Genomic DNA, 23,937 nt, shown 5'->3' with positions numbered 1-23,937 from the left:
CCAGCGGAATCCACGGGAGTAGGGAGGACCACACCGTATGGCTCACCTCAGTACATCTCGCCCACGCGGGAGGACGGATCACCCCCACGGGCGTGGGGAGGACACGACGTACCCGCCGCGGGCGCGGGATGTCGATCGGATCACCCCCACGGGCGTGGGGAGGACGGTGGCCTGATGCAGGCGATGACGGCCGGGCACGGATCACCCCCACGGGCGTGGGGAGGACCCCGAGCCGGCGCCCGAGTGCCGGCCTCCGCCCGGATCACCCCCACGGGCGTGGGGAGAACCGGCATGACGACACATGCGAAGGCGCCCTGTACGGATCACCCCCACGGGCGTGGGGAGGACGGACGACGGTCGGCGCGTGGACCTGGTGGAGGCGGATCACCCCCACGGGCGTGGGGAGGACACGAAACGAAACGCAACACCAAGCCGGCTCGGCGGATCACCCCCACGGGCGTGGGGAGGACACTCATCACGCCACCGCCAACTGCGCCGACGCCGGATCACCCCCACGGGCGTGGGGAGGACTACCACTGCCAGTCGTCATAATCGGTAGCTCTCGGATCACTGAGAGTGAGGTAGGCCGCTGGCTGGTCCTTTGCTCGTGGCCGGGACGGGGCCCGCGGGGCTCCCGTCGGGCACTTTTGCCGCCCGGCGGCGTGTGAACGCCGTGCTGCCACGAGTGTCGGCTTCGCCAGCGGCCCCCTTTCGATCCGTGCATGTGGTTCTCCCACACACGGCTCTCCGACACCGTTCACCGCGAGGCATGCGCGGTCACCCGCCGGGTCCTTCCGGAGAGACGGAACACACCTAGCCGGGAAAGCCAGACGGCGTTGTGACGCCCGGACCATCCCCGACCGGACCGGCCGTGCTTGTTGCTGGCGAAGATGGCAAGCCGCAGATGGACGTAGCTGTCCAATGACGAGAACACCCGGGAGGAGTTCCCCGCGGCGAAGTACGCCGCCCACCCCCGAAGGAGTCGGTTGAGATTCTCCACCCGCTCCGCCAGCGACTTCCCGACGAAGCGACGGGCCGTGCTGTCACGTATCCCCGCCCGGACCGACCGCGTCGCCGCCGCCGACGGCCACCGCATCAGGTAGAAACGTCGAGGCCCTTTCCACGACCGCACCTTGTGATGGTGCCAGCCGAGAAAATCGAATCCCTGACGTCCTTCCCGCAGGCACACCACGTCGACGAAGACGCCGGCGAACCCGGCGTCGGCGAACACGAGCCGTAGCCGCCGGCCGGCGACGTAGCTGTCGAGCAGGAGCTGCCGTCCGCCGGCGGTGTCGTGGGTACTGGCTGGGACGACGAGGACGGCCAGCAGCAGGCCCATCGTGTCGACGGCGATGAACCGCTTGCGGCCGTTGATTTTCTTGCCGGCGTCGTAGCCGCGGGAGGAGGCGGGCACGGTGTCGGCGCCCTTCACCGACTGGGAATCGATGATCCCTGCCGACGGTTCCGGGTCGCGTCCTTCCGCCCGGCGGGCCTGCTCCCGTAGCGCGTCGTGGACACGTTCGGTGACACCCAGGTCGTGCCACAGGGCGAAGTAGTAGTACACGGTCTGCCACGGTGGATAGTCCGACGGTAGCGCCCGCCACGCGCACCCCGAGCGCACCACGTACAGGATCGCGTCGACCAGATCACGCCGATCATGCTTCTCCGGCCGGCCCACCGCCGCCGGCGGCGGGAGTAACGGCTCGATGAGAGCCCACTGCGAGTCCGACAGATCCGACGGATACCGATGACGGCCAGCAGACGACATCCACACACGATCAGCCGATCACCGCCCGCGGCAGGCCATGATCCGCCGACTGCACCCCCATCGCACACCCCTGAAAGTCACACACCGTCATCAGCAGACGTTCTCAAACACCTTCTCAGCGAGAAATAGTCAAGACTTGTGGATGTTGATCGTTAGGCTGCTTGGTTGACGGATGTGGTGGTGGGTCGTTCGACGAGCTGGCCTGCTTCGAAGACGGCGCCGGCGCGGACGAGGGCGACGAGGTGGGGTGCGTTGACCGCCCGCCAGCGGACCTGGGCGGCCTCGATGAGCTTGAACGCCATGGCCAGCCCGGCGGCACGTGATGGGCCGAGACCAGAGCGTCGCGGCGGGCGGGCGTCCGTACCTGTCGTGCCCGAGCGGGTACCAGTCGCCGTCAGGCTGACCGGGTCTCAGCCGGCCTGAAGCCAGCCCACCCTCCCGGTCAGGGAGTTCGACGGCCGCGGGACAGCCGACTCCGCCGATGCAACAGCGCCCAATAGTACTCGTAAACCCCCATGATCACAACCGGGTGCTCCATGATGCCAATCACTCACGTCACACGCGGCGAACATGAGGAAGAACGACCGGCGGTTGGTGCCGTGCTGGATCACCGACCAGATCCAGTAGGCCTCCAGGCCCATGAACAGCGCGTAGCAGAACGGGACCAAAAGTAGCCGTAGAGCCTTCGAAATCCTGCCGCATAACAACCTGGATCACCGTCGCCGAGTCCGGTACTCAGATCCCATGCTGGGAACGATCAGCCGCGCCCTGGAATCGATCCGACCCACACCGAGGTCCTCATCTCAGGAGGAATTTCTCCTCTCCCGCCACCCAGCAGACGATCCCCGGGGAAAGCCTGGGGTTAGAGTCGGTCGACATGCGGACAATAGATGCGGAGCAGGCCCGGCTGATGCGCGCCCGCACGCAGGGCATCGGCGGCGGGCTGCGCGGCGCCTCAGTGGCGGACGTGATGGACCGCGCCTTCGCCGTGCAGGCGCAGGACGCGTCGGCCGCGGCGCTCGGGCTCAGAGCTCGGGCCGCCGGCCTCACGGCCGAGGCGGTGACCAGGGCGGCCGACGTCGAGCGGAGCGTCGTACGCGGCTGGTTCATGCGCGGAACTCTGTATCTGGTGTCCGCCTCCGATCTGCGCTGGCTGACCCGGCTGCTGGGCCCTATCTTCCTGAAGCTCAGCGTCCGTCGCTACCGCGAGCTCGGCCTAGACGACGGCGCCCTCGCCCACGCCGAACACCTGATCACCTCCGCGTTGGCCACCGAGGGCCCGCTGACCCGTGCCGAGCTAGCCGAACGGCTGGCGGGGGCCGGTCTCGATCCCCGTGGCCAGGTGCCGTTCCACCTCGTGCGGCGCTGCGCTCTGCTGGGGCAGATCTGCCACGGCCCCACCAGGGATGACGGAGAGGCCACGTTCGTCCTCCTCGACGACTGGCTACCGGCGGACGACAGGCCGACCCTTGAGGCGGGGTCGGCCGCCGTCGAGCTGGCCCGCCGCTACCTGGCCGCCCACGCGCCCGCCGCCCTGGAGGACTTCACGACGTGGTCGGGGCTGCCTGCCGCGATGGCCCACAGGGCGTGGAAGGCGCTCGCTGACGCGGAGGAGACCGTGGAGTGCGAGGTGGCCGGGCAGCCCTGCGCGCTGCCCACGGAGCGCGCCGCGGAGACCCCCGAACCATCGCTGGACGTACGGCTGCTGCCGGCCTATGACAACTATCTGGTCGGCTATCGGACCCGCGCGCTTTCCGTGGCCGCGCCCCACGAACGGCGGGTCTGGCCCGGCGGCGGGCAGATCCGGCCGACGGTCACAGTGGACGGCCTGGCCTGTGCGACCTGGAGCAGGCGGAACGGGGGTCGAACGGTGCTCCTCACCCCCTTCGGTGACTTGCCGGACGACGTCCTCACCGGCATCGCCGCCGAGGAAGCGGACATCGCCCGGTTCCTCGGCACGGGGCCATACGGAGGAGACCGGGAGCATAACCACCGGCTAACCGAGCGGCTCTAGCTTCCCGGCCGACGGTGCGCCTTGTCCCTGGCGATGGCGCGCTGCCCGGACAACCGAGGAGCGACCAGGATGACCGAGCTGCAGGACCTCAGTTCACCGCGTTCTCCGCAACGTCAGGCGCTGCTCCGCGAACTCGCTCGGCGCCGCGCGACACAGGCCCGGATCCCCCGCCGGAGAGACAGCGGTCCCGTACCCGCCTCGTACGCCCAGACCCGGCTCTGGCTGGTCGGTGCGCTGGAGCAGGGAGCCTCGGCCTACCATGTGCCGCTGCCGCTCCGTTTCCGCGGCCCCCTGGACACGGGTGCGCTAGCCGACAGCCTGTCCGGCATCGTCCGGCGGCACGAGGCGCTGCGCACGACATTGCGGGAGGACGACAGCCTTGGGCTGCTGCAGGTCGTCGAGTCCGCCGAAGCAGTCATCCTCCCGGTGACCGACCTGAGCGGCCTGGTCGGGCGCGAGCAGGGCGAGGCCGTCCAGCGGCAGCTGACAGACGAGCAGACTCGACCCTTCGACCTGGCGAGCGCACCGTTGCTGCGGGCCCGGCTGCTGCGGTTGGCTCAAGACGACCACCTGCTGCTGATCACCGTTCACCACCTCGGCTTCGACGGCTGGTCGGTCCCGCTGCTTCACAGTGAGCTGGCCGGTGGTTACAACGCGCGGGTGCGCGGCGAGACGCCGCAGGTGCCCGAGCCCCCGCTGCAGTATGCGGACTATGCGGTCTGGCAGCGTCAACGGCTCAGCGGTGCGCGGCTGGACGAGCTGCTCAGCTACTGGGAGGAGCGGCTGGCCGGTGTCGTCCCGATGGAGCTGCCCACCGACCGGCCGATGTCGGACGTCACGTCAACGCGTGGCGGGACCAGGAGTGTCCGGCTCTCGTCCGCTCTGATGAGCCAGTTGGGGGAGATCGCAAGGGCCGAGAGCACATCGTTGTTCATGACCATGTCCGCCGTGCTCGGCGTGCTGTTCTCCCGGCACACGGGACAGCAGGACCTGGTGTTCGGCACCACCTCGGCCGGACGGGATCGTTCCGAGCTCCAGGGCCTCATCGGTTTCTTCAACAACACCCTGGTGCTGCGCGCCGACCTCTCCGGCGCACCGACCTTCCGCGAGCTGCTTCGCCGCACCAGAGACGCGCTGGTCGCCGACTACGCCCACAGCGAACTGCCGTTCGACCTCCTCGTGGACCGGCTCCAGCCGCCCAGGCGCGGAAACCGCACTCCCCTCTTCCGAGTGCACTTCCAGGTCGAGGAAAGCACGGGAACTCTGACCGGCTACGAGGAGCTGCCCGCGTACCACGCGCTTCGGGCCGAAGGACTGGTGCCCGAGTTCGTGACCGCCAAGTTCGACCTGAGCTTCACGGTCCGTGCCGCCGAGGACGGCTCGGTGGTCGACCTCGTCTACAGCACGGACCTCTTCGACGACAGCACCGCGGAACGGTTGTTGGAGCAGGTCCGGGCCGTCGTGGCGGCCCTGGTGGCGGAGCCCGACCTGAGCGTCGCTGCCCTGCCGCTCCCCGAACTGCCCCGCGGCGCGGCCCAGGAGTCCCGGGAGAGCCCGCGGATCCGGCAGCCTCAGCAGGCCGCCGTGCTCTCCGCCGCCGGAGCAGAGGCGATCACCCAGGTCCTGGAGGTCTGGCGCGAGGTGCTTGGCCGCGACGAGATCGGGCTGCACGTCGACTTCTTCGATCTGGGCGGCAACTCCTTCCTGGCCACCAAGGTCCGTCGCCTGCTGGGCGGACGGGTACCGATGGTGGAGCTGTTTCGGCACCGTACGATCCTGTCCCTCGCCGCGTACCTCAGCGGCCGCTCCCTGGCGGACGACACCCCGGAGCGGCTGCTCCACCAGCTGACCCCGGCCGGTCGGACGCCGGAGGTCACCTTGGTGTGCGTCCCGTACGCCGGCGGACACGCCGTCGCCTACGAGGCGCTCGCTGGCGAGCTGCCCGCTCGGTTCGCCCTGTGGGCCGTGGGCCTGCCGGGCCACGAGAGCGGCGGTCCGGACGTCCAGCTGATCCCGCTGGCCGAGGCCACCGCGCGGATCGCGGACGAGGTCCAGGAACGGATCAGCGGACCAGTGGTGGTCTACGGTCACTGCGCCGGCGCCTCGCAGGCGGTCGACCTCGCCCGGGAGCTCGAGGAGCGCGGGGTGGCGGTCAGGGCGACGTACCTGGGCGGAAGCCTGACCGACCCGGACGCGGCGGCGAACCTGACCCGGGTCACCGACAGCGAGGACGACGAGCTGTACGGTCACATCCGGGCCATCGGCGGCTTCGACGGCCCGCTGGATCCCACCGATCTCCAGCACCTGCTGCGGGCGCTGCGGCACGACATGGCGGATGCGACACGCTTCCAGATGGCCTGCCACGCCCAGCCGCCGCGCCGGCTTCGGGCGCCCCTGCACTGTGTCCTGGGTGACGCCGATCCGGCGACCCCGGACTTCGCGACGCGGTACCGGGGCTGGCAGGTGTTCGCGGACTCGGTCTCGCTCGACGTCCTGCCGGGAGCGGGCCACTACTTCATCCGCGACCGGGCCGCCGACCTCGCCGCCGTCATCGAACGGCGTCTGTTCCCGGCGAGTTCGGCGGATTCCCGCACTCCCGTGGTCTGCCTGGCACACGCCGGGGCCGGGGCGTCGTTCTTCCATTCGTGGCGGGAGCTGGCCGGCGACCGGCTGGAGCTCATCCCGGTGGAGCTGCCCGGGCACGAGAAGCGCTTCGCCGAGGATCTGTGCCAAAGCGTTGGCGAGGCGGTGGAGATCCTGCTTCCCGAGGTGCTGCGGGCCGTTGGCGACCGGTCCGAGGTGGTGCTGTTCGGCCACTGCCTCGGAGGCGTGATCGCCTACGAGCTGGCGTACCGGCTCGCGACCACCACCGAGGTCACGGTGCGGCACCTGGTGGTCAGCGGTGCCCCGGGCCCCCTGGTGCCCCGAGAGCGCAGGGCCGCCGGGTTGCCCGACGACGAGTTCCTGGCCCGGCTGGAGGAGCTGGCCGGCTACCGGCATCCGGCCCTGGAGGACCCGGAGACGGCGGAGCTGCTGCTCCCCATCCTGCGCGCCGACCAGGAGATGTACGAAAGCTACCGGCGGACGTCCGTCGAGCCGTTGGACCTGCCGGTCACCGCGCTGCGCGGAGAGCGGGACACCCTGGTCGACGGCGAGGAGATCGGACAGTGGCAGGTTACGACCACGCGGGAGCTGGAACTCGCCGAGTTCACGGGCGGGCACATGTACCACACAGAGCTCGCTGGCCAGGTGCTGGAGCTGATGGCGAGAGGCCTGTCATGACGACCGCGTCCACCGGCTCCCGGCCGCCGGGCACCGCGGGGCGGCCGGTCACGTCGGACGAGAAGGAGTCCCGCCTGGCGGACCTGCTCGCCGCCGAGTACGTTCGCCCGGACTGGGGCCTTGGCGTACCCGGCAGCCAGGGCACTGACACCCACCGTGAGGACCTCGGTATCACGGACGAGGCCACGGTGTTCGCCGCGGTCGCCTTGGTGCTGTCCCATTACGACCGCCTCGACCGGGTGATCCTGGGCGCCGGGGGGGTGGGACCAGACACCTCCCCGGTGGCGCTGGCGGCTCTGCCAGTCTCCGACCGCACGAGGGTGGTAGACCTGCTGGAGAGGGCCGCCGACCTGCTGACCAGGCCCTGGCCCTGGTACGACCAGGAGCTGGCGGCCAGGCTGTCCCAGTCGGACGGAGGCGGTGAGGTATCCGTCGCCGTCCGGTTCGGTCGGGCCGCTGGAACAGGGACGAGGACGGGACGTCCGGCAGCGGAACCTCAGGCCGTGCCACCGCCGTTCCCGCTGACCCTCACCGTGAGCCGAACGGACCTCGGTTCACTCTCATCGACGTGCTCCTTCCGGCGGGAGCTGTTCCACCCGGACATGGTCGCGCAGTTCGCCAGGCACGTCGCGGCCGTGGGGCGGCAGCTCGCGGCCGCGGCGCCCGGGGCGGAGCTGTCCTCGATCGAGCTGCTCGACCAGGAGGAGCGGAAGCGGGTCGCTGCCCTCGGCGACCCGGGGCGTACAGTCCCGGACGAGCCACGCCGGATCGACGAGCTGGTCGCGGCGCGGGCCGCGGCCTGCCCCGTGGCCGTGGCCGTGAGTCATGGGCGTGATCATCTCACCTACCGTCAGCTGGACGAAAGCGCCGACCGGCTCGCCCGCGCGCTGCGGGCCCACGGCGTCCGCTCCGGCAGCCGGGTCGGGGTCTGCATGGACCGCTCGCCCGAGCTGATCGCCACGCTGCTGGCCGTGCTGCGGGCCGGTGCGGCGTACGTTCCGATGGACCCGGGCTACCCCGCCGAGCGGCTCGGCTACACCGTTGAGGACGCGGAGGTCGTGCTCGTGGTGACCGATCTCAAGGAGTTCCCGGCCGGCCCCGCCAGGGTGATACGACCCGAGGAGCTCCGAGCGGCCACCGGGCGGCACACCGCCTCGCCGCCGGCCGAGCGCTCGGCGGACGACCCCGCGTACGTGATCTACACATCGGGATCGACGGGCCGCCCGAAGGGGGTGGTTGTCACCCACCGCAACGTCACCGCCCTGATCTCGGGCACGGATCAGGATTTCCGCTTCAGCCCCTCGGACGTCTGGGCGCTGTTCCACTCGGTGGCCTTCGACATGTCGGTGTGGGAGATCTGGGGAGCACTGACCACCGGTGGCCGGCTGGTCGTCCTGCCGCACCTCGTCTGCCGCTCCCCGAGGGAGCTCCACGCCCTGCTCACGGCCGAGCGGGTGTCCGTGCTCAACCAGACCCCCTCGGCGTTCGCGCAGCTGCTCGAGGCTGAACGCACCGAGCCCGGGCCGCTCACGCCGCGGCTGGTGACCTTCGGAGGTGAGCCGCTGGACACCCGGATGCTGCTGCCGTGGTTCGATCGACATCCGGAAGCCGAGTGCCGGATGGTGAACCTGTACGGCATCACCGAGACAACCGTGCACAGCACGTGGACGACAATCACGCGCGACGCGGCCGCAGCCGCGTCGCGGCAGGTGGGCACGGCCCTACCGGGCGAGTACCTGTCCGTGCGGGACTCCGCGGGCCGGCTGCTGCCGCCGGGGGTGGCCGGCGAGATCAATGTGGGCGGAGTGGGGGTCGCCCTAGGCTATCTAAACCGGCCCGAGCTGACCGCGGAGCGGTTCCTGCCCGATCCCGACCGCGGCGGTCGGATGTACCGCAGCGGCGACAGGGGTCGACTGCTGCCCAGCGGCGTGCTGGAGCACCTGGGCAGGCTCGACAGCCAGGTCAAGCTGCGCGGTTACCGCATCGAGCTGGACGAGATCCGCGCCGTGTTGCTGGAGGATCCGCGGGTGCTCGCGGCGGCCGTGGTGGTGAACCGGAGAGATCCGGACGATCCGGCCACAGCACGCCTGGATGCCTACGCGGTGCTCGACGGCGTTGACCCGGCCCCGGCCGGCGAATCCGGAGCGGCCATCCGGGCCCGGGCGCGGCGGGTGCTGCCCGACTACATGGTCCCGTCGACGGTGACGATCCTGCCAGCGCTGCCACTGACGCCCAACGGGAAGCTGGACGGCGGCCGACTTCCGCGTCCTGCGCCGGAACCCGACGGGCTCAAGGAGCCGGAGACAGCAGAGGGAAGCCAGCCGTGCGCCGCGTCCCCGGTGGGGACGGTGCGCAGGGCCTGGATGTCGATCGTCGGAATCCCGGCGGGCCTCGACGACAACTTCTTCGACGTCGGTGGCAACTCGATCCTGATCGGTCGCCTCGTGAGGGAACTGGAACAGATGGGCCTGCCGCGACTTTCTTTGCGTCAGGCCTATCTCAATCCAACGATCCGCCAGACAGCCGGACTTCTGGAAAAGTTGCGCGAATTCGAAGAAAAACCTCATAACTAGCGCATAACCACGGAGCCCTAGCGTCGCCTCGCAACCGGTTACCGCAACGGGCGAGGAGCTTGGGAGACATGACCGAGATCACCGAAGCCGGGCAGGAAAAGCAGGAAAGCACCACCGGGACGGCACCGCCACCGGAGCACCACCCACACCGCTGGCTGGCGCTCACCGGGCTCGCACTCGTGCAGTTCATCATCTTCCTCGACGCGACGATCGTGAACGTGGCCCTGCCTTCGATCCGGCGCGACCTGGGCTTCACCTCGGCGGGCCTGACGTGGGTCGTCAGCGGCTATCTTCTGGCCGCCGGCGGGCTGCTCCTGCTCTGCGGACGGCTGTCGGACCTCTTCGGACGGCGCCGGATCTTCGGACTCGGGGCCGGGCTGTTCGCGGTGGCCTCGCTCACCGCCGCGCTGGCCCAGTCCCCGGCGATGCTGATCGCCAGTCGCTTCGCCCAGGGCATGGCGGAGGCCCTCGCCGCGCCCGCCGCGCTGTCCATGGTGGTGCTGCTGTTCACCGACGAGAAGGAGCGGACCAAGGCACTCGGCATCTGGGGCGGCCTGGCCGGGCTCGGAGCCACCAGCGGCGTGCTGCTGTCCGGTGTGCTCACCGACCTGGCGAGCTGGCGCTGGATCTTCTATATCGCCATTCCGCCGTGCGTGGCCTCACTGATCATTACCTACCGCCTGGTGCCGGACAGCCGGGGGCCCGCGGCACGGCGCCCGAGCTGGCTGAGCGCCGTGCTGTTGACCGGAGGTCTGATCGCGGTCATCAAGGGCCTGCTGGCCGCCGCGGACACGTCCTGGGGCAGCGTTTCCGTACTTGGTCCGGTGGTCGGCGGCCTTGCTGTTCTGACGGGCTTCCTCGCGTTCCAGCGCCGGGCGGCCGCACCGCTGATTCCGCTCGGGTTCTTCACCAACCGCACGCGCCTGGCCGGTTACGCCGCCCAGATGTTCATGGCCATCGCCACCGCCGCGATGTTCTTCCTGATCGTGCTGTACATGCAGGAGACGTTGCGTTACTCGCCGCTCGAGTGCGGCCTGGCCTGGCTGCCGTTCACGGTGGCCTTCATGCCCGGCCTGGTGGCATCTACCAGGCTGCTGCTGCAGGTCGGTCACCGGGCTGTGCTGACCTCCGGTCTGATCCTGATCTCCGCCGGGGTCTTCCTGTTCAGCAGGCTGGGCCCCGAGAGCAGCTTCGCCGCCGGTCTGCTGCCCGCGATGCTGCTCACCGCGTTCGGTAGCGGCGTCACCGCACCGGCCATGCAGATAGCCGCTCTGGACAGCGTCTCGCAGCAGGACGCCGGGCTTGGCTCGGGCGTGCTGGCCACGGTCCAGCAGGTCAGCCAGGCCCTCGGGCTCTCGGTGATCGTGGCCATCGGGCTGAGCCATCAGCGCTCCCTGGTCGCCGGTGGCACTCCGGCGGCCTCGGCCGTCATCCAAGGGCATGAACTCGCTCTGCGGATCGCCGCCGCGGTCCTGCTCGTCGGGGGCATCAGCATCTTCGCCCTGATGAGGAAGCCGAGTGCCACGGCCGTGAGCGCCGCGACGTAATGCAAGGCTGCCTCTCCGTTGACGACGAGTGACGACGAGACACCCCGACCCGGAGGAGCGGACAGATGCGTGAGGTTCTGGCGCGGCTGGCGACCATGACCGAGCAGGAGCGTGCGGACTTCCTCACCAGGGCACGGCCGGCGGCTGGTCCGACGAGCGCGGCCAGGTCCGTGCCAACGAATGACACCGGTCCCTCGGTCCGAGTCCGGCAGGACGGCCGTTCCGCGGTCTCCTTCGCCCAGGAGCAGCACCTCTTCCTCGACCATCTGTGGTCCGGCAGCACCGCCTACCTGGTGCCGTTCGCCCTCCGGTTGCGGGGCCCGCTGTCCGTCGACGCGTTGAGGGAGGCGATGCGGGATGTCGTCGGCCGGCACGACGTGCTGCGCAGCCACTTCGTCTTCGAGGACGGCGTACCCGTCCAGGTGGTGGATCCTGACTGGCGACCGGTTCTGCGGGTGCGCACCGCCGGGGGTACGACGCTGCCGGAGCGGGAGCGCGCCGCCGAGGACCACGGGGCGGAGCTAGCCCACGCCAGATTCGACCTGCGGACAGGCCCGCTGCTGCGCACCGAGCTCCTGGAGCTCGAGCCGGAAAATCACGTTCTGCTGTGGATAGCCCATCACGCCGTGGCCGACGGCTGGTCGGTGGGTGTGTTGATCGAGGACCTGGGCGCGGCGTACCGGGCACGTCTCGCGGGCCAGCCCCTCGACCTCCCCCCGTTGCCTCTGCAGTTCGGCGACTTCGCGGAGTGGCAGCGGGAGCGGCTGGCCGGCCCGCGGCTCGCGGAACTCGTGAACCGCTGGCGCGACCGGCTGTCGAACGCGCCGGCCGCGGCGGTGCCGACCGACCGCGTCCGGCCCGCGGTGCAGACCTTCCGTGGCTCGACGTTGACCTTCGCCCTGCCGGCCGAGGTCACGGCCGGTCTGACCGCGCTCAGCAGCCGTTCGGCCGCGACACTCTTCTCCGTCCTGCTCTCGGCGCTGCACGTCCTGGTGGCGCGGCACAGCGGCGAGCCCGACGCAGTAACGGGCGTGGTGCTGACTGGACGGGTACTGCGCGAGACGGAGCCGCTGATCGGCCCGTTCGCCAACACTCTGCCGCTGCGTGTCGACGCTTCCGCGGACCCGGCGTTCTCCGAGCTGCTCGCACAGGTCAAGGAGGCCGTCCTGGACGGGCTCGCCGACCAGGGGCTCCCCTTCGGGCGCCTCGTGAAGGAGCTCGGGCACAGCCGGGACATCAGCCGCAACCCGCTGTATCAGGTGCTGTTCAGCATGGGCAGCCTTCCGTTGGGCACAGGTGACGTCCGCCTGGCCCCGGGGCTGAGCCTCCGGCCGGTCGGCCTGCCGAACGGGACGTCGCGGCTGGACCTGGAGTTCACCATGGAACAGACCGGGGATACGCTTTCCGGTCGGCTCGACTACAACACCGACCTCTTCGAACGGAACACCGCGCAGCGGCTCGTCGATCAGTTCCGAACCCTGCTGGCGGCCATCACGACCAATCCCGACCGCCCGGTCTCCCGGTACCCGCTGTTGGCCGAGCACGAGCAGCGGCGTGCCCTGGAACGCAGGGCGCGCGCCGATCGGCCGGCCCTGGCTACCGGCTTCCTCGACCTGTTCGCGCGGCAGGTGGGCAGAAGGCCGGATGAGATCGCGGTGCGCTGCGGCAACCACCATCTCAGTTACCGCGAGCTGGACGCCCTGTCCGACCGGATTGCGCACGCTGTCCTGGCGCGTACCAGAGGCCCCGAGCCCGTCGTCGCGGTCGGCACCGGGCGGACGCCGGACCTGCTGCCAGCGATCCTCGGCATCCTCAAGGCCGGCGGCACCTACCTCCCCCTCGAGCTGGAGCATCCGCCGGAGCGGCTGGCCTACATGCTCGACGACAGCGGAGCCGAGCTGCTGATCATCGGTACGGAATCGCTGCCCCCGCTGCCCGGACCATCCGAGCCGGCCGGTCCAGAGCGTGCGGTGCTGCGCCTCGACCAGCTGCCGGCGGCGACCGGTCCGGCGGACGTCCCGCCGGACCTGGACAGGCTGGTGTACGTGATGTACACGTCGGGATCGACCGGGCGTCCCAAGGGCGTGGCCGTCCAGCATCGTGCCCTGGCGAACTTTCTCGGTTCGATGGCCGACCTGGGGATGATGGCTCCCGGGGACGTCACCGTCGCGCTGGCCAGTCTGCCCTTCGACGGCTCGGTGATCGAGCTGTTCCTGCCACTGGCGGTCGGCGCGACGGTCGTGGTGGGCCAGCGGGCCGACGCCAAGGACGGCTCCCGGCTGCTCCGCCTGCTCGCCGAGCACCAGGTGACGGTCCTGCACGGGACGCCGTCGACCTGGCGGCTGCTGCTGGACGCGGGTGCGGGAGGTCTGGGATCGTCGGACGCGGAGCACGGCCCGGAGGCGGCACGTGGCCGCCTGGGCCCGCTGCGCAGAGCGCTCTCTGGAGGAGAGGCGCTGCCTGCCGGCCTGGCGCGCGAGTTGCGGACGCGCGTGCCCGAGGTGTGGAACCTGTACGGGCCCGCCGAGACCACCGTCTACTCGCTCGCCCAGCTCCTCACCTCCGACACGACTCCGCTGATCGGCCGGCCGATCGCCGGTACCACCGCGCACGTCCTCGACGAGTGGCTACGCCCCGTGCCGCCGGGTGTCCTCGGAGAGCTCTACCTGGGCGGGGCCGGGCTGGCCCGGGAGTATCTGAACCTGCCCGAGCTGACCGCGGAGCGGTTCATCACCCATCCGGTGACCGGCGAGCGGCTCTACCGCACCGGTGACCTCTTCCGCCACCACGACGACGGGTCCCTCACGTTCCACGGCCGACGCGACCACCAGGTCAAACTGCGCGGCCACCGGATCGAGCTGGGTGAGGTCGAGACAGCGCTGGCCCGCCACCCGGCGATTCGCGAAGCGGTCGTCATGCTCAGGGAGTTCGCCGCGAACGACCAGCGACTGCTGGCCTACGTCCGGCCCAGGGCCGAGACCACGGCTGTCCCGGAGGCCGAGCTGAAGGCGCTGGCGAGAACGTCCCTGCCCTCGTACATGGTGCCGTCCCGAGTGATCTGTCTGCCCGGCTTCCCGCTCAACAACAGCGGCAAGGTGGACCGGCGGGCGCTGGACGGCCTGCCACTGGCCGAGGCGGATCCGTCGGAGCTGTACCAAGCTCCGGAGACATCCACCCAGCAGTGGCTGGCGGACCTGTGGAGTGAGCTGCTGAGCCGCGATCGGGTCGGGGTGGACGAGGACTTCTTCGCGGCCGGGGGCCACTCCCTGCTTGCCATCAAGCTGCTCCACCGGGTCCGGGAGGACCGCGGAGTCGAGGTCGCCCTCGACTCCTTCCTCTCGGCCCCGACCATCGCGGGCCTGGCGGGCCAGGTCGACGAGGTGCTGAGCCCGGACGTGATGGCCGCGCTGGAGCGCCAGGTCGACACGATGACCGACGAGGAAGTCGCCGCGCTGCTCTCGCAGGGGGAGATCGACGGTTGACGGCGACAGCCGATGGGACCCCTGGGGTCGGCGAGTCAGCCTGAGCACGGTCGGGGTTGTTCCCGGGCCGTTACCTCAGGCCGCTTTCCTCCGTGCGACTCCCAGCGCGACAGGTCTCCACGGAACCTGCCCGCCAGACTGTCTTCCTTGCAGGTCAACGGCCAGAGCCCGAGCGATCCCCTCGCGCAGCACCCCGACGTCGTCGCGTTCACCGTTCCGAATGCGCAACATCATCAGCATATTCCGTGCATGCAGGATCACTCCGACCGAGGCGGCGGAAGTGTCGTGGATCCGACATCCGAATTCGAAGTTTTCAAAAGCAGCAGCTCAACGTTGCCGACCACGAACCCGAGACGCGAAAGATCGTCCTATCTTCACAAACTTTGTAAGAGTTGCAGACACATGCACGGTGGCGAGGTAGGTTGAGTTCTATCGTCGAACATGGCGACGAAAAGACCGTGACCCACGTCATGCAACCCCCACGGTCAGCAAGAATACAACGACGCCCGCCGCTGAGTCACCCCGAGTTCTGTGGATACTACGAGGGTTGACTCCCGCTGAAGGTTCGGAGGGGTTTCATTGCATCGGAGACTCCGGCAATGAGATGCGCCTGCTGGAATTTCTGGCCCAGCCGGAGCCGGACCGGCACCCGGTGGAGGTTACGGGGCGAGGCCGTCATCGGGACTCGGCATCGGCGATGCCGAGTCCCGAGCAAGACCAGGAGCGCCCCCTGGATTCCGTTCCCAGCGATTTCACCGCCCGCGGGAGAGACGAAATCAGTTCATTAACGGTAAATACAGCGGAGCGCTGATCCTGTTCGATTCCATCCGGAGGAACCGTGGACGGGGTACTTATGGAATTCCGCGTACTCGGACCGGTCGAGGCCTGCCGCTCCGGCCGGCGGATCGACCTCGCCGGGGCAAAACTGCGCACGGTGCTCGCAGCCCTGCTGCTCGCCCGGGGCCATGTGGTGTCCGATCAGCGACTCACCAGTCTGCTCTGGGGCTGGGGCCCGCCTGTCACCATGTACGCGCAGCTGTACACGTACATCTCGCGGCTGCGGAAGCTCCTGGGTAAGGACGTCAGCATCGACCGGCGTTTCCCCGGATACGTCCTCGATATCGGTGAATCCAGGCTGGACCTCATCGAGTTCGAGCGGCTGGAACGGAGCGGCCGGGAGGCGTTACTGCGCGGAGACAGCGAGAAGGCGAGCACACTTCTCGGCGGCGCCCTGGCCGAGTGGAGTGGCCCGGCCTTCTCCAACGTCACGGAGTTCCTCGCGGAGATCGAAGGCCCGCCGCTCGCCGAGTCCCGGGCGGTGGCCCTGGAGAATCGCATCACGGCAGACCTCGAGCTCGGTCGACATCACCAGCTCACCCCCGAGCTCGCCGGGCTTCTGACGGAATTCCCGCTGCGTGAGCGTCTGCGGGCGCAGGCGATGACCGCTCTGTACCGCTCCGGTCGGCAGGCCGATGCCCTGGGCCTTTTCCATGAGGGGCGGCGGACGCTGGCCGAGGAGTTGGGAGTGGAGCCCGGGGAGGAACTGATGGCCGCCTATCAGGCGGTACTGCATGGCAGCCGCGCCTCGCGCACCAACAGCTGGTCTGTTGATTCACCGGTCGCGCCCGGGGACGCCGTGCCGGCGATGCTGCCCCCCGACAGCATCGACTTCGCCGGCAGACAGAGCGAGCTGACATCCCTGTGCCGCTTGCTGGAACCACGGCGGGACGCGGGAGCGCCATCGTCCCGCCGCGTCCTGGTCACCGGGATGGCAGGCATGGGCAAGACGGCGCTCGCCGTGCGCGCCGCCCATTCCAGCCTCCAGCACTTCCCCGACGGCCAGCTCCATGCCGACCTCCGGCACCCGGACGGCACCCCCAAGGACCCCCGCGAAATCCTGGTCCGTCTGCTGCGCGCGCTCGGCGCCCCAGTATCCGGCTACGCCGCCGACGACCTCGACGCCCTGGTCCATCTCTACCGGGCACGGATATCCAACAAGCAGCTGCTGATCCTGCTGGACGACGCGGCGAGTGACACCCAGCTCGTCCCGCTGCTACCCAACACGCCGGAGCCGGCCGTGCTGATCACCAGCCGTACGGTGCTGCCCACCGTGACCGGCTCCCGCACCATCGCGCTCAGGCCGCTGGACGGCGTCGCCTCGCTGCAGCTGCTGGCCGCGGCCGCGGGGCCAGAGCGGATCGCCGCCGTACCGGAGGCGGCGGCAGCCCTCGTCTCCTACTGCGCCGGGCTGCCGCTGGCGCTGCGGATCGCCGGTGCCCGCACGGCCGCACGGCCGCACAGTGACCCGGCAGTGCTCGCCGGGCGGCTCGCCGACCCGGCCACCCGTCTACGGGAACTGCGGTTCGGCGAACTGGACGTCAGCAAGGCCCTGATGCCCTCCTGGCATGGACTCGACGGCCCGGCCCGGGCCGCCTTCCCGCGGCTGGCCCCGCTCGGCCAGTCCCCCTTCCCCGCGGCCCGGGCCGCCGCCCAGCTGGCCGAACCGGAGACGTACGCCGAGCTACTGCTGGAGGCCCTGGTCGACGCGGCCCTGCTGGAGGTCAGCGAGGCCGACGAGCAGGGCCGCCCGCACTATGTCTTCCACCCCCTGACGCTGCTCTTCGCCCGGTCGCTGTGTGGTCGGGGCGAGCAGCCGGGACCCGGGCATAACTGGTGGCTAACCCCCGATCACCAGGCTCTGCCTGTGGTGGCCGTCGGCCTAGGGGTCCCATGCCCTCCCGGCGTCCCGTCCCGTCACAGCGAGCGGAGTAGTGCATGACCGACCTTGAGCGGACCCGCACCAGCGACAGCGCGGCAGCGGCTCCGGGCGTCGCCGCGCCCCCCACGCCCTTCCCCATGACCGAAACCCAGCAGGCGCTGATGATCGGGCGTGGTGATGCCGTCGAGCTGGGCGGTATCGGCTGCTACGGCTATTTCGAGTGGGAGCGCGCGGGCCTCGACCCGGCTCGGCTGGCCACCGCGTGGCGACGTGTCGTCGAGCGTCACGACATGTTGCGCGCCGTCGGCCGTCCCGACGGCACCCAGGTGGTGTTGCGGGAGCTGCCACCGTACGGGATTCCCGTGCGCGATCTGCGCGCCGCCTCTCACGGTCAGGTCGAAGGGGAACTCGCCGCCCTCCGTGAGGAGATGAGCCACGTGGTTTTTCCCGTGGGCGGCTGGCCGCTGTTCGACCTGCGGATCGTCAGGCTGCCCGGGGACGTCTGCCGGGTGCACCTGGGCATCGACCTTCAGGTGCTGGACGCCTCCAGCGCGTTCCAGGTGCTCTTCCCCGATCTGATCGACCTCTACGACGACCCGGACGCACACCCACCCAGGCCAGGGATCACCTTCGCGGACTACGCGCGCTGGCGTGCGCTGGCCCTGCCCGAGACCGAGGAGTTCCGCACGGCTCGGGACTACTGGCTCGGGCGGGTGCCCGACCTGCCCGCCGCCCCCGACCTGCCGTCCGGCGGCCCGCGGACCGGCGACGTGCGCTTCGACCGCCGGGAACACAGACTGCCCGCCGAGCGCTGGCAGCGGCTGGCCGGGGGCGCGCGGCAGGCCGGCCTCACCCCGTCGGTGCTGCTGACCGCGGCGTTCGCCGAGGTGGTGCGGTGCTGGTCCGGGGCCCCCGATTTCACCCTCAACTATCCGGTCTTCCACCGGCCCGACATGCACCCCGGGATCGGCTCGGTCCTCGGCGACTTCACCAACGCCGTGCTCTTGGCGGTGGACGGCGCCGGGGAGACCTTCCTGGACCGAGCTCTCGCTCTGCGTGACCAGCTCGACCGGGATCTCGAGCACACCGCGTTCAACGGGGTCCGGGTAATGCGCGAGCTGACCCGCCGGCACGGCGCGGGAGCTCAGGCCGGGATGCCGATCGTCGTCACCAGCCTGCTCGATTACCCTGTCCGACGCCCCGTCTCCGACCTGGGGCGGGAGGTCTACTCGATTTCCCAGACCCCGCAGGTCTCCCTGGACGTCCAGCTGCGCGAGCTGGACGGTGAGCTCCGGGTCATCTGGGACTTCGTGGACGGCGCCTTCGCTCCTGGGTTCATCGACGATGCCTTCAACGCCTACGTGCGGCTGCTGCACCTGCTCGCGGACGACCCGGACCGCTGGCACGACACGCGCTTCGAACTGATCCCGCTGGCGCAGCGGGAACTGCGCCGCGTGGTGAACGACACCGCGGGGCCGGTCCGGCCCGCCACCCTCCACGAGCTCTTCGCCGCCCAGGCGACAGCCACGCCCGACGCTGAGGCCGTCGTTGACGCCCGGCGCCGTCTCACCTACGCCGAGCTCTCCACCTACGCCAACCGGATCGGACGCCGGCTACGCCAGCGCGGGGCCGCCCCCGGTGACCTCGTCGCGGTCGTCATGGAGAAGGGCTGGGAGCAGTACGCGGCGGTGTACGGCATCCTCACCTCCGGTGCCGCCTACCTGCCGCTGGATCCGTCCGTACCAGCAGAGCGGCTGCGGCGGCTGCTCGCTGAGGGCGAGGTCGACACGGTTCTCACCCAGGCGCGTCTGGACGCTCGGCTGAGCTGGCCGCCGCAGGTGAGACGCTTCCGGGTCGACGTGGATTTCGAGATCGGGGACGCGACACCGCTGCCCACCGCCCAGACTCCGTCGGATCTCGCGTACACCATTTTCACCTCGGGTAGCACCGGTGAGCCCAAGGGCGTGATGGTCGACCACCTCGGGGTGGTCAACCTCGTCGACGATGTCGCCGACCGCTTCGACGTCACCGCCGAGGATCGACTGCTCGCCGTCTCCGGGCTGCACTTCGACGCCTCGATCTACGACGTGTTCGGAGTGCTCCTCCACGGCGGCACGGTGGTGCTGCCGCCGCCCTTCGAGCACGCGGAGCCGGATGTCTGGGCCGAGTTGGTGGCCGCCGAGTCGGTGACCTTGTGGAACTCGGTACCCGTGCTGATGGAGCTGCTCGTCGGTACGGCAGAGGTGCGGGAGCGCCTCGGCGCCGGCAGACCGCTGGAGTCGCTGCGGCTCGCCGTGCTCTCCGGCGACTGGATTCCGCTGACCCTGCCCGACCGGCTGCGGGCGCAGAGCCCGGGAATCCAGGTCGTGGGGTCCGGTGGGCCGACCGAGACGATCTGCTGGTCGCTGTTCTACCCGATCGGCAAGGTCGACCCGTCCTGGACCAGCATCCCCTACGGCAAGCCGATCACCAACCAGCGCTACTACATCGTCGACGACGCCCGCCGTGAGCGACCCGTGGGGGTCGTCGGGGAGATGGCGGTGGCCAGCGAGGTGGGCCTGGCAATCGGTTACTGGAAGGACGTCGAGCGCACCACGGCGCGCTTCGTCACCCTGCCGGAAAGCGGGGAACGCGCCTACCTCACCGGCGACCTGGGCCGGTACCTGCCCGACGGCAACATCGAGATACTGGGTCGGAACGACTTCCAGGTGAAGATCCAGGGACACCGAATCGAGCTGGGCGAGATCGAGGCCGCGCTGCGCCAGGACGCCGCGGTCCGGGCGGCCGTGGTGGTGGCGCCGACGAGCGCGCACGGCGTGCGGCGGCTGCACGGCTTCGTGGTGCCATCGGATGGTGCGCTCGACGGCGCCACGGTGCCCCCTTCGGCACTGGCCGACACGGTACGCGGACGGCTGGCCGAGCGGCTCCCCTCACACCTCGTCCCCTCAGCGCTGACCGTGCTGGACGAGCTGCCACTCACCCGGAACGGCAAGGTGGACCGGCTGACGCTCGCCACCGCGGCAGGGCAGCAGAGCACCGCCCAGGACGAGGTCCGGGAGCGGGCTCAACACCCAGAGAACCCGCTGGAGCGGCTGCTGTGCGCGGCCGTCGCCGAGATCCTCGGCCTCGACCGGGCCGCTCTCGATGACAACTTCTTCCGGCTGGGCGGAGATTCGCTCAGCGGTACCCGGCTGGCAGCCCTGCTCACCGAACTGCTCGCGGTGCCGGTACCGGTCAGGACCGTCTTCAACACCCCTCTGCTGTCCGAGCTGGCCGCCACAATCGCCGCGGACGAGCGGCACGGCTACGCCGCCCAGCTTGCCGCCGAGGCGCTGAGCCTGTTGGAAGGGGACCAGCCCGAGGTCGCCGCCACCGCCGCCTCCGAGAAGGGACAGGCATGAGTCTCGCCCTCCCCGCGCCCGCGCCCACGGCGCGGCCGCCGGACACCCCCGACGGGCTCGACCTAATCGGCTTCGCCCGTCACGCTGCGGCCAGGCTCCGGGAGGCCGACGCCCCGCTGTACAAACTGCTGGCCCGGGAGGCCGCCCGGCAGAACGAGACACTGATGATGGTCGCGGCCTCCAGCGTCGCCGATCCCTCCGTGCTGGCCTGCAGTGGCACCTCGCTCAGCAACCTCACCGCGGAAGGCTACCCGGGTGCCCGCTACCACGCGGGCTGCGAGGTGGCCGACGAGGTCGAACGGCTCGCCGCCGACCGCGCCTGCAGTGTCTTCGGTGCCCGGGAGGCGATCGTCCAGCCGCATTCCGGCTCCTCGGCCAACCTGGCGGTGATCACCGCTCTGCTGAATCCGGGCGACACACTGCTGGGCCTCGACCTCGACTGCGGCGGCCACCTCACACACGGCTCCCCCGCATCGCTGACCGGCCGCTACTACAACGCCAAGGGCTACCGCGTCACCCCAGACGGCTTCCTGGACTACGGGCAGATCCGGGAGCTGGCTTTGGCACACCGCCCGAAGCTGCTGGTGTGCGGAGCGAGCGCCTACCCGCGGACCGTCGACTTCGCCCGCTTCCGGGAGATCGCCGACGAGGCGAACGCGTTCCTCCTCGCCGACATCTCCCATATCGCGGGCCTGGTGGCGACCGGGCTGCACCCGAGCCCCATCGACCACGCGCACGTGACCACCACCAGCACGTACAAGCAGCTCTATGGTCCGCGCGGCGGCCTCATTCTGCTGGGACGCGACGCGCACCGGCCCGGGCCGGGCCGAGGATCGCTCGCGGCAACGCTGCGCCGCGCCGTCTTCCCCTTCACCCAGGGCACTCCTGACCTGGCGTCGATCGCCGCCAAGGCGCGGGCGCTGGACTTCGTCGCCGGGCCCGGCTTCGCGGAGCTCGCCCAGCGACTGGCGGCCGGCGCCCAGGCCATCGCCGAGCGGCTGGCCGCCCGCGGTCTGCGCGTGGTCACCGGCGGCACCGACACCCACATGGTGCTGCTCGATCTGCGCGGCACCGGGCTGACCGGAGACATCGCCGAGCAGGCCCTGGAGTCGTGTGGAATCGTGGTCAACCGCAACCGCGTCCCGGGAGACACCACTCCCGCCCGGGTCACCGGCGGGCTGCGCATCGGCAGCAACACCCTGGCCGCACGCGGCATGGACCGGGACGAGGCCGCCGCGTGCGCCGACCTCGTCGCCGATGTGCTAGAAGCCGTTCGCCCGGACGAACAGAGCGGCCATGTCCTCGCCCCCGCTGTTCAGGCCCGGGTCCGCGCCGCGGTCGCTGAGCTCTGCGCCCGCTATCCTCTGCCCGCCTATGCACCCCGGCACCGGAGCGGGGAGGGATCCGCGCCATGAATTTCACCGGCTTCCCCCCGGCGGCGCTCCACCTGTACGCCGCCCTGAAGGCCGACAACTCCAGGGAATCCTGGCAGCAGCGCTACCGCCGGGTCTACGAGCGGCAGGTGCTCGCGCCGATGACCGCCCTGGCCCGGGAGTTGTCCGACGAGTTCGGCGATATCCGCGTGCTGGGTCCCGTGCGGGACACTCGGCTGTCGCACGACAAGTCCCCGTACAAGACCTATCAGGGAGCCTATCTTGACCTTGAGCCGTTCCTGGGCTTCTGGCTGCACCTGGACGCGGAGGGCCTGTACGCCTCGGGCCGCTACTACCCGCGCGCCGCGGAGCACATCGCCCGCTACCGGACCGCGGTGGCCGAGGACGGCAGTGGCGCGGAGCTGGCCTCGATCGTCGAGCGGCTGCGGGAGAGCGGCTTCGCGATCGGCGGGGACCAGCTCAGGACGCATCCCCGCGGCTTCAGCCAGGACCATCCACGGCTGGAGTTGCTGCGCCACCGCACGCTCGACGTCGGGCGGCGTTACGGCCCGGGGCCCGAGCTGCACTCGGGACGGGCAGCGCACCAGGTGCGGGAGACCTGGCGGCTGGTGCGCCCGCTGCTGTCCTGGGTGGCCGACCAGGCGCCAGCCCGCACGGCGGAGCCGTCCCGGTGACCGACGCACCGGTGACCGGCGCACCTGTCGATCTGCGGAGCGACACGGTGGCCCTGCCGTCACCAGGGATGCGGGCCGCGATGGCCGAGGCCGAGCTCGGCGATGACATGTTCGGGGAGGACCCGACCGTCCGGGCGCTGGAGGAGCGGCTCTGCGGGCTCTTCGGTTTCTCCGGCGCGCTGTTTGCACCGTCGGGGGTGATGGCCAACCAGATCGGGCTGCGGCTGCTGGTCGGCCCCGGCGAGGAGCTGGTCTGCGACGCGGAAGCGCACATCCTCGCTCATGAGGACGGGGCGCCCGCCCTGCACGGCGGAATACAGACCCGCACCCTGACGTCCGAGTCCGGGCTGATCGACCCGCGGGCGCTCGCGGCCTTCGTACGCCGCGGCAACTCGTACACGGTCGGCACCCGGGCGGTCGCGGTGGAGCAGACGCACACCCGCTCGGGCGGCAACGTCCATCCGCTGGAGACACTGCGCGGCATACGTGCGGTGGCCGATGCCGCCGGGATCGCGGTACATCTGGATGGGGCTCGGATCTGGAACGCGCACGCCGCCACCGGGGTTCCCCTCGCCGAGTTCGGGGCTCCGGTCGCCGACACCCTCTCCGTGTGCCTGTCCAAGGGGCTGGGCGCGCCTGTGGGGTCGGTGCTGTTGTGCGACGGCGAACTCCTCGGGCAGGCTCGGAAGATCAGGCACCGGCTGGGCGGCGGCATGCGCCAGGCCGGGGTACTCGCGGCGGCCGGCCTGTACGCGCTGGAGCACAACCTGGCGCGCATCGGCGACGACCACAGCAACGCGGCCCTGCTCGCCGACGGACTCCGGGAGGCGGGCTGCGCCGTGAGCGCTCCGGAGACGAACATCGTGCTGGCCCGCACGCCCGCTGCCGAGGCAGTCGTGGAACAGGCGTCCCGGCACGGCGTGCGGGTCACCTCCCCGGCTCCGGGGCTGCTGCGGCTGGTCACCCACCTCGATGTGGACAAGGCGGGCTGTGAACAGGCCGTGCGGGTGCTGGCGAAGGCGATCCACGGGCAGTCCGCCGGCTGACGAGCTGGCAACTGCTGGAGGGCTCCCGTATCGGGCG

General features: G+C 70.5%; 11 protein-coding genes, 1 pseudogene and 1 CRISPR repeat array. Of the genes and pseudogenes, 10 read left to right on the top strand and 2 right to left on the bottom strand.

What is annotated here, in order from left to right:
* Positions 1-74: 74 nt before the first annotated feature.
* Positions 75-531: direct repeats of the CRISPR family, unit length 29 nt; unit sequence CGGATCACCCCCACGGGCGTGGGGAGGAC.
* A gap of 226 nt (positions 532-757) precedes the next feature.
* Both C1A33_RS38260 and C1A33_RS32500 read right to left on the bottom strand, forming a co-directional pair.
* Positions 758-1,768 carry an IS5 family transposase gene (locus C1A33_RS38260; RefSeq protein ID WP_133150909.1) on the bottom strand — a complete coding sequence of 337 codons (1,011 nt, stop codon included), beginning with the start codon at positions 1,766-1,768 and terminating at the stop codon, positions 758-760.
* A gap of 152 nt (positions 1,769-1,920) precedes the next feature.
* Positions 1,921-2,097, bottom strand: a pseudogene (locus C1A33_RS32500) (IS256 family transposase); the annotation flags it as partial.
* Positions 2,098-2,645: 548 nt separating this feature from the next.
* On the opposite strand from C1A33_RS32500, the gene C1A33_RS32495 reads away from it, so the two are divergent.
* The 10 genes from C1A33_RS32495 to C1A33_RS32450 all read left to right on the top strand — a co-directional run bounded on the left by C1A33_RS32495 (position 2,646) and on the right by C1A33_RS32450 (position 23,900).
* Positions 2,646-3,782 (top strand): winged helix DNA-binding domain-containing protein, encoded by a 1,137-nt coding sequence (locus C1A33_RS32495; RefSeq protein ID WP_101836300.1) that lies wholly within the window; start codon positions 2,646-2,648, stop codon positions 3,780-3,782.
* A gap of 69 nt (positions 3,783-3,851) precedes the next feature.
* Positions 3,852-7,064 carry an alpha/beta fold hydrolase gene (locus tag C1A33_RS32490; RefSeq protein WP_165818689.1) on the top strand — a complete coding sequence of 1,071 codons (3,213 nt, stop codon included), beginning with the start codon at positions 3,852-3,854 and terminating at the stop codon, positions 7,062-7,064.
* Positions 7,061-9,637, top strand: a complete 2,577-nt coding sequence (locus C1A33_RS32485; RefSeq protein ID WP_207770599.1) for a non-ribosomal peptide synthetase — start codon at positions 7,061-7,063, stop codon at positions 9,635-9,637. The genes C1A33_RS32490 and C1A33_RS32485 overlap by 4 nt, the downstream gene beginning before the upstream one ends.
* A gap of 68 nt (positions 9,638-9,705) precedes the next feature.
* Positions 9,706-11,184 carry an MFS transporter gene (locus C1A33_RS32480; RefSeq protein WP_101836298.1) on the top strand — a complete coding sequence of 493 codons (1,479 nt, stop codon included), beginning with the start codon at positions 9,706-9,708 and terminating at the stop codon, positions 11,182-11,184.
* A gap of 65 nt (positions 11,185-11,249) precedes the next feature.
* Complete coding sequence (locus C1A33_RS32475) at positions 11,250-14,666, top strand: non-ribosomal peptide synthetase (RefSeq protein ID WP_101836297.1); 3,417 nt, start codon at positions 11,250-11,252, stop codon at positions 14,664-14,666.
* Positions 14,667-15,519: 853 nt separating this feature from the next.
* The gene (locus tag C1A33_RS32470; RefSeq protein ID WP_101836296.1) at positions 15,520-17,445 is read left to right on the top strand and encodes an AfsR/SARP family transcriptional regulator; all 1,926 of its coding nucleotides are present in this window, start codon (positions 15,520-15,522) and stop codon (positions 17,443-17,445) included.
* A complete protein-coding gene (locus tag C1A33_RS32465) occupies positions 17,442-20,786 on the top strand; it encodes a non-ribosomal peptide synthetase (protein ID WP_101836295.1) in 3,345 nt (1,114 codons plus the stop codon). Before C1A33_RS32470 ends, C1A33_RS32465 begins: the two co-directional genes overlap by 4 nt.
* Positions 20,783-22,201, top strand: coding sequence for a serine hydroxymethyltransferase (locus C1A33_RS32460; RefSeq protein ID WP_101836294.1), 1,419 nt, complete (start codon positions 20,783-20,785; stop codon positions 22,199-22,201). Before C1A33_RS32465 ends, C1A33_RS32460 begins: the two co-directional genes overlap by 4 nt.
* On the top strand, positions 22,198-22,854 hold the full coding sequence (locus tag C1A33_RS32455; RefSeq protein ID WP_101836293.1) for a DUF2461 domain-containing protein: 657 nt from the start codon (positions 22,198-22,200) through the stop codon (positions 22,852-22,854). The genes C1A33_RS32460 and C1A33_RS32455 overlap by 4 nt, the downstream gene beginning before the upstream one ends.
* The gene (locus tag C1A33_RS32450) at positions 22,851-23,900 is read left to right on the top strand and encodes a threonine aldolase family protein (RefSeq protein WP_243408154.1); all 1,050 of its coding nucleotides are present in this window, start codon (positions 22,851-22,853) and stop codon (positions 23,898-23,900) included. The genes C1A33_RS32455 and C1A33_RS32450 overlap by 4 nt, the downstream gene beginning before the upstream one ends.
* Positions 23,901-23,937 lie beyond the last annotated feature (37 nt).

It is taken from the genome of Frankia canadensis (assembly GCF_900197875.1).
Lineage (GTDB): Bacteria > Actinomycetota > Actinomycetes > Frankiales > Frankiaceae > Frankia > Frankia canadensis.
Note: the sequence above shows the minus strand (reverse complement) of the source record. Positions and strands in the feature narration are given on the sequence as shown.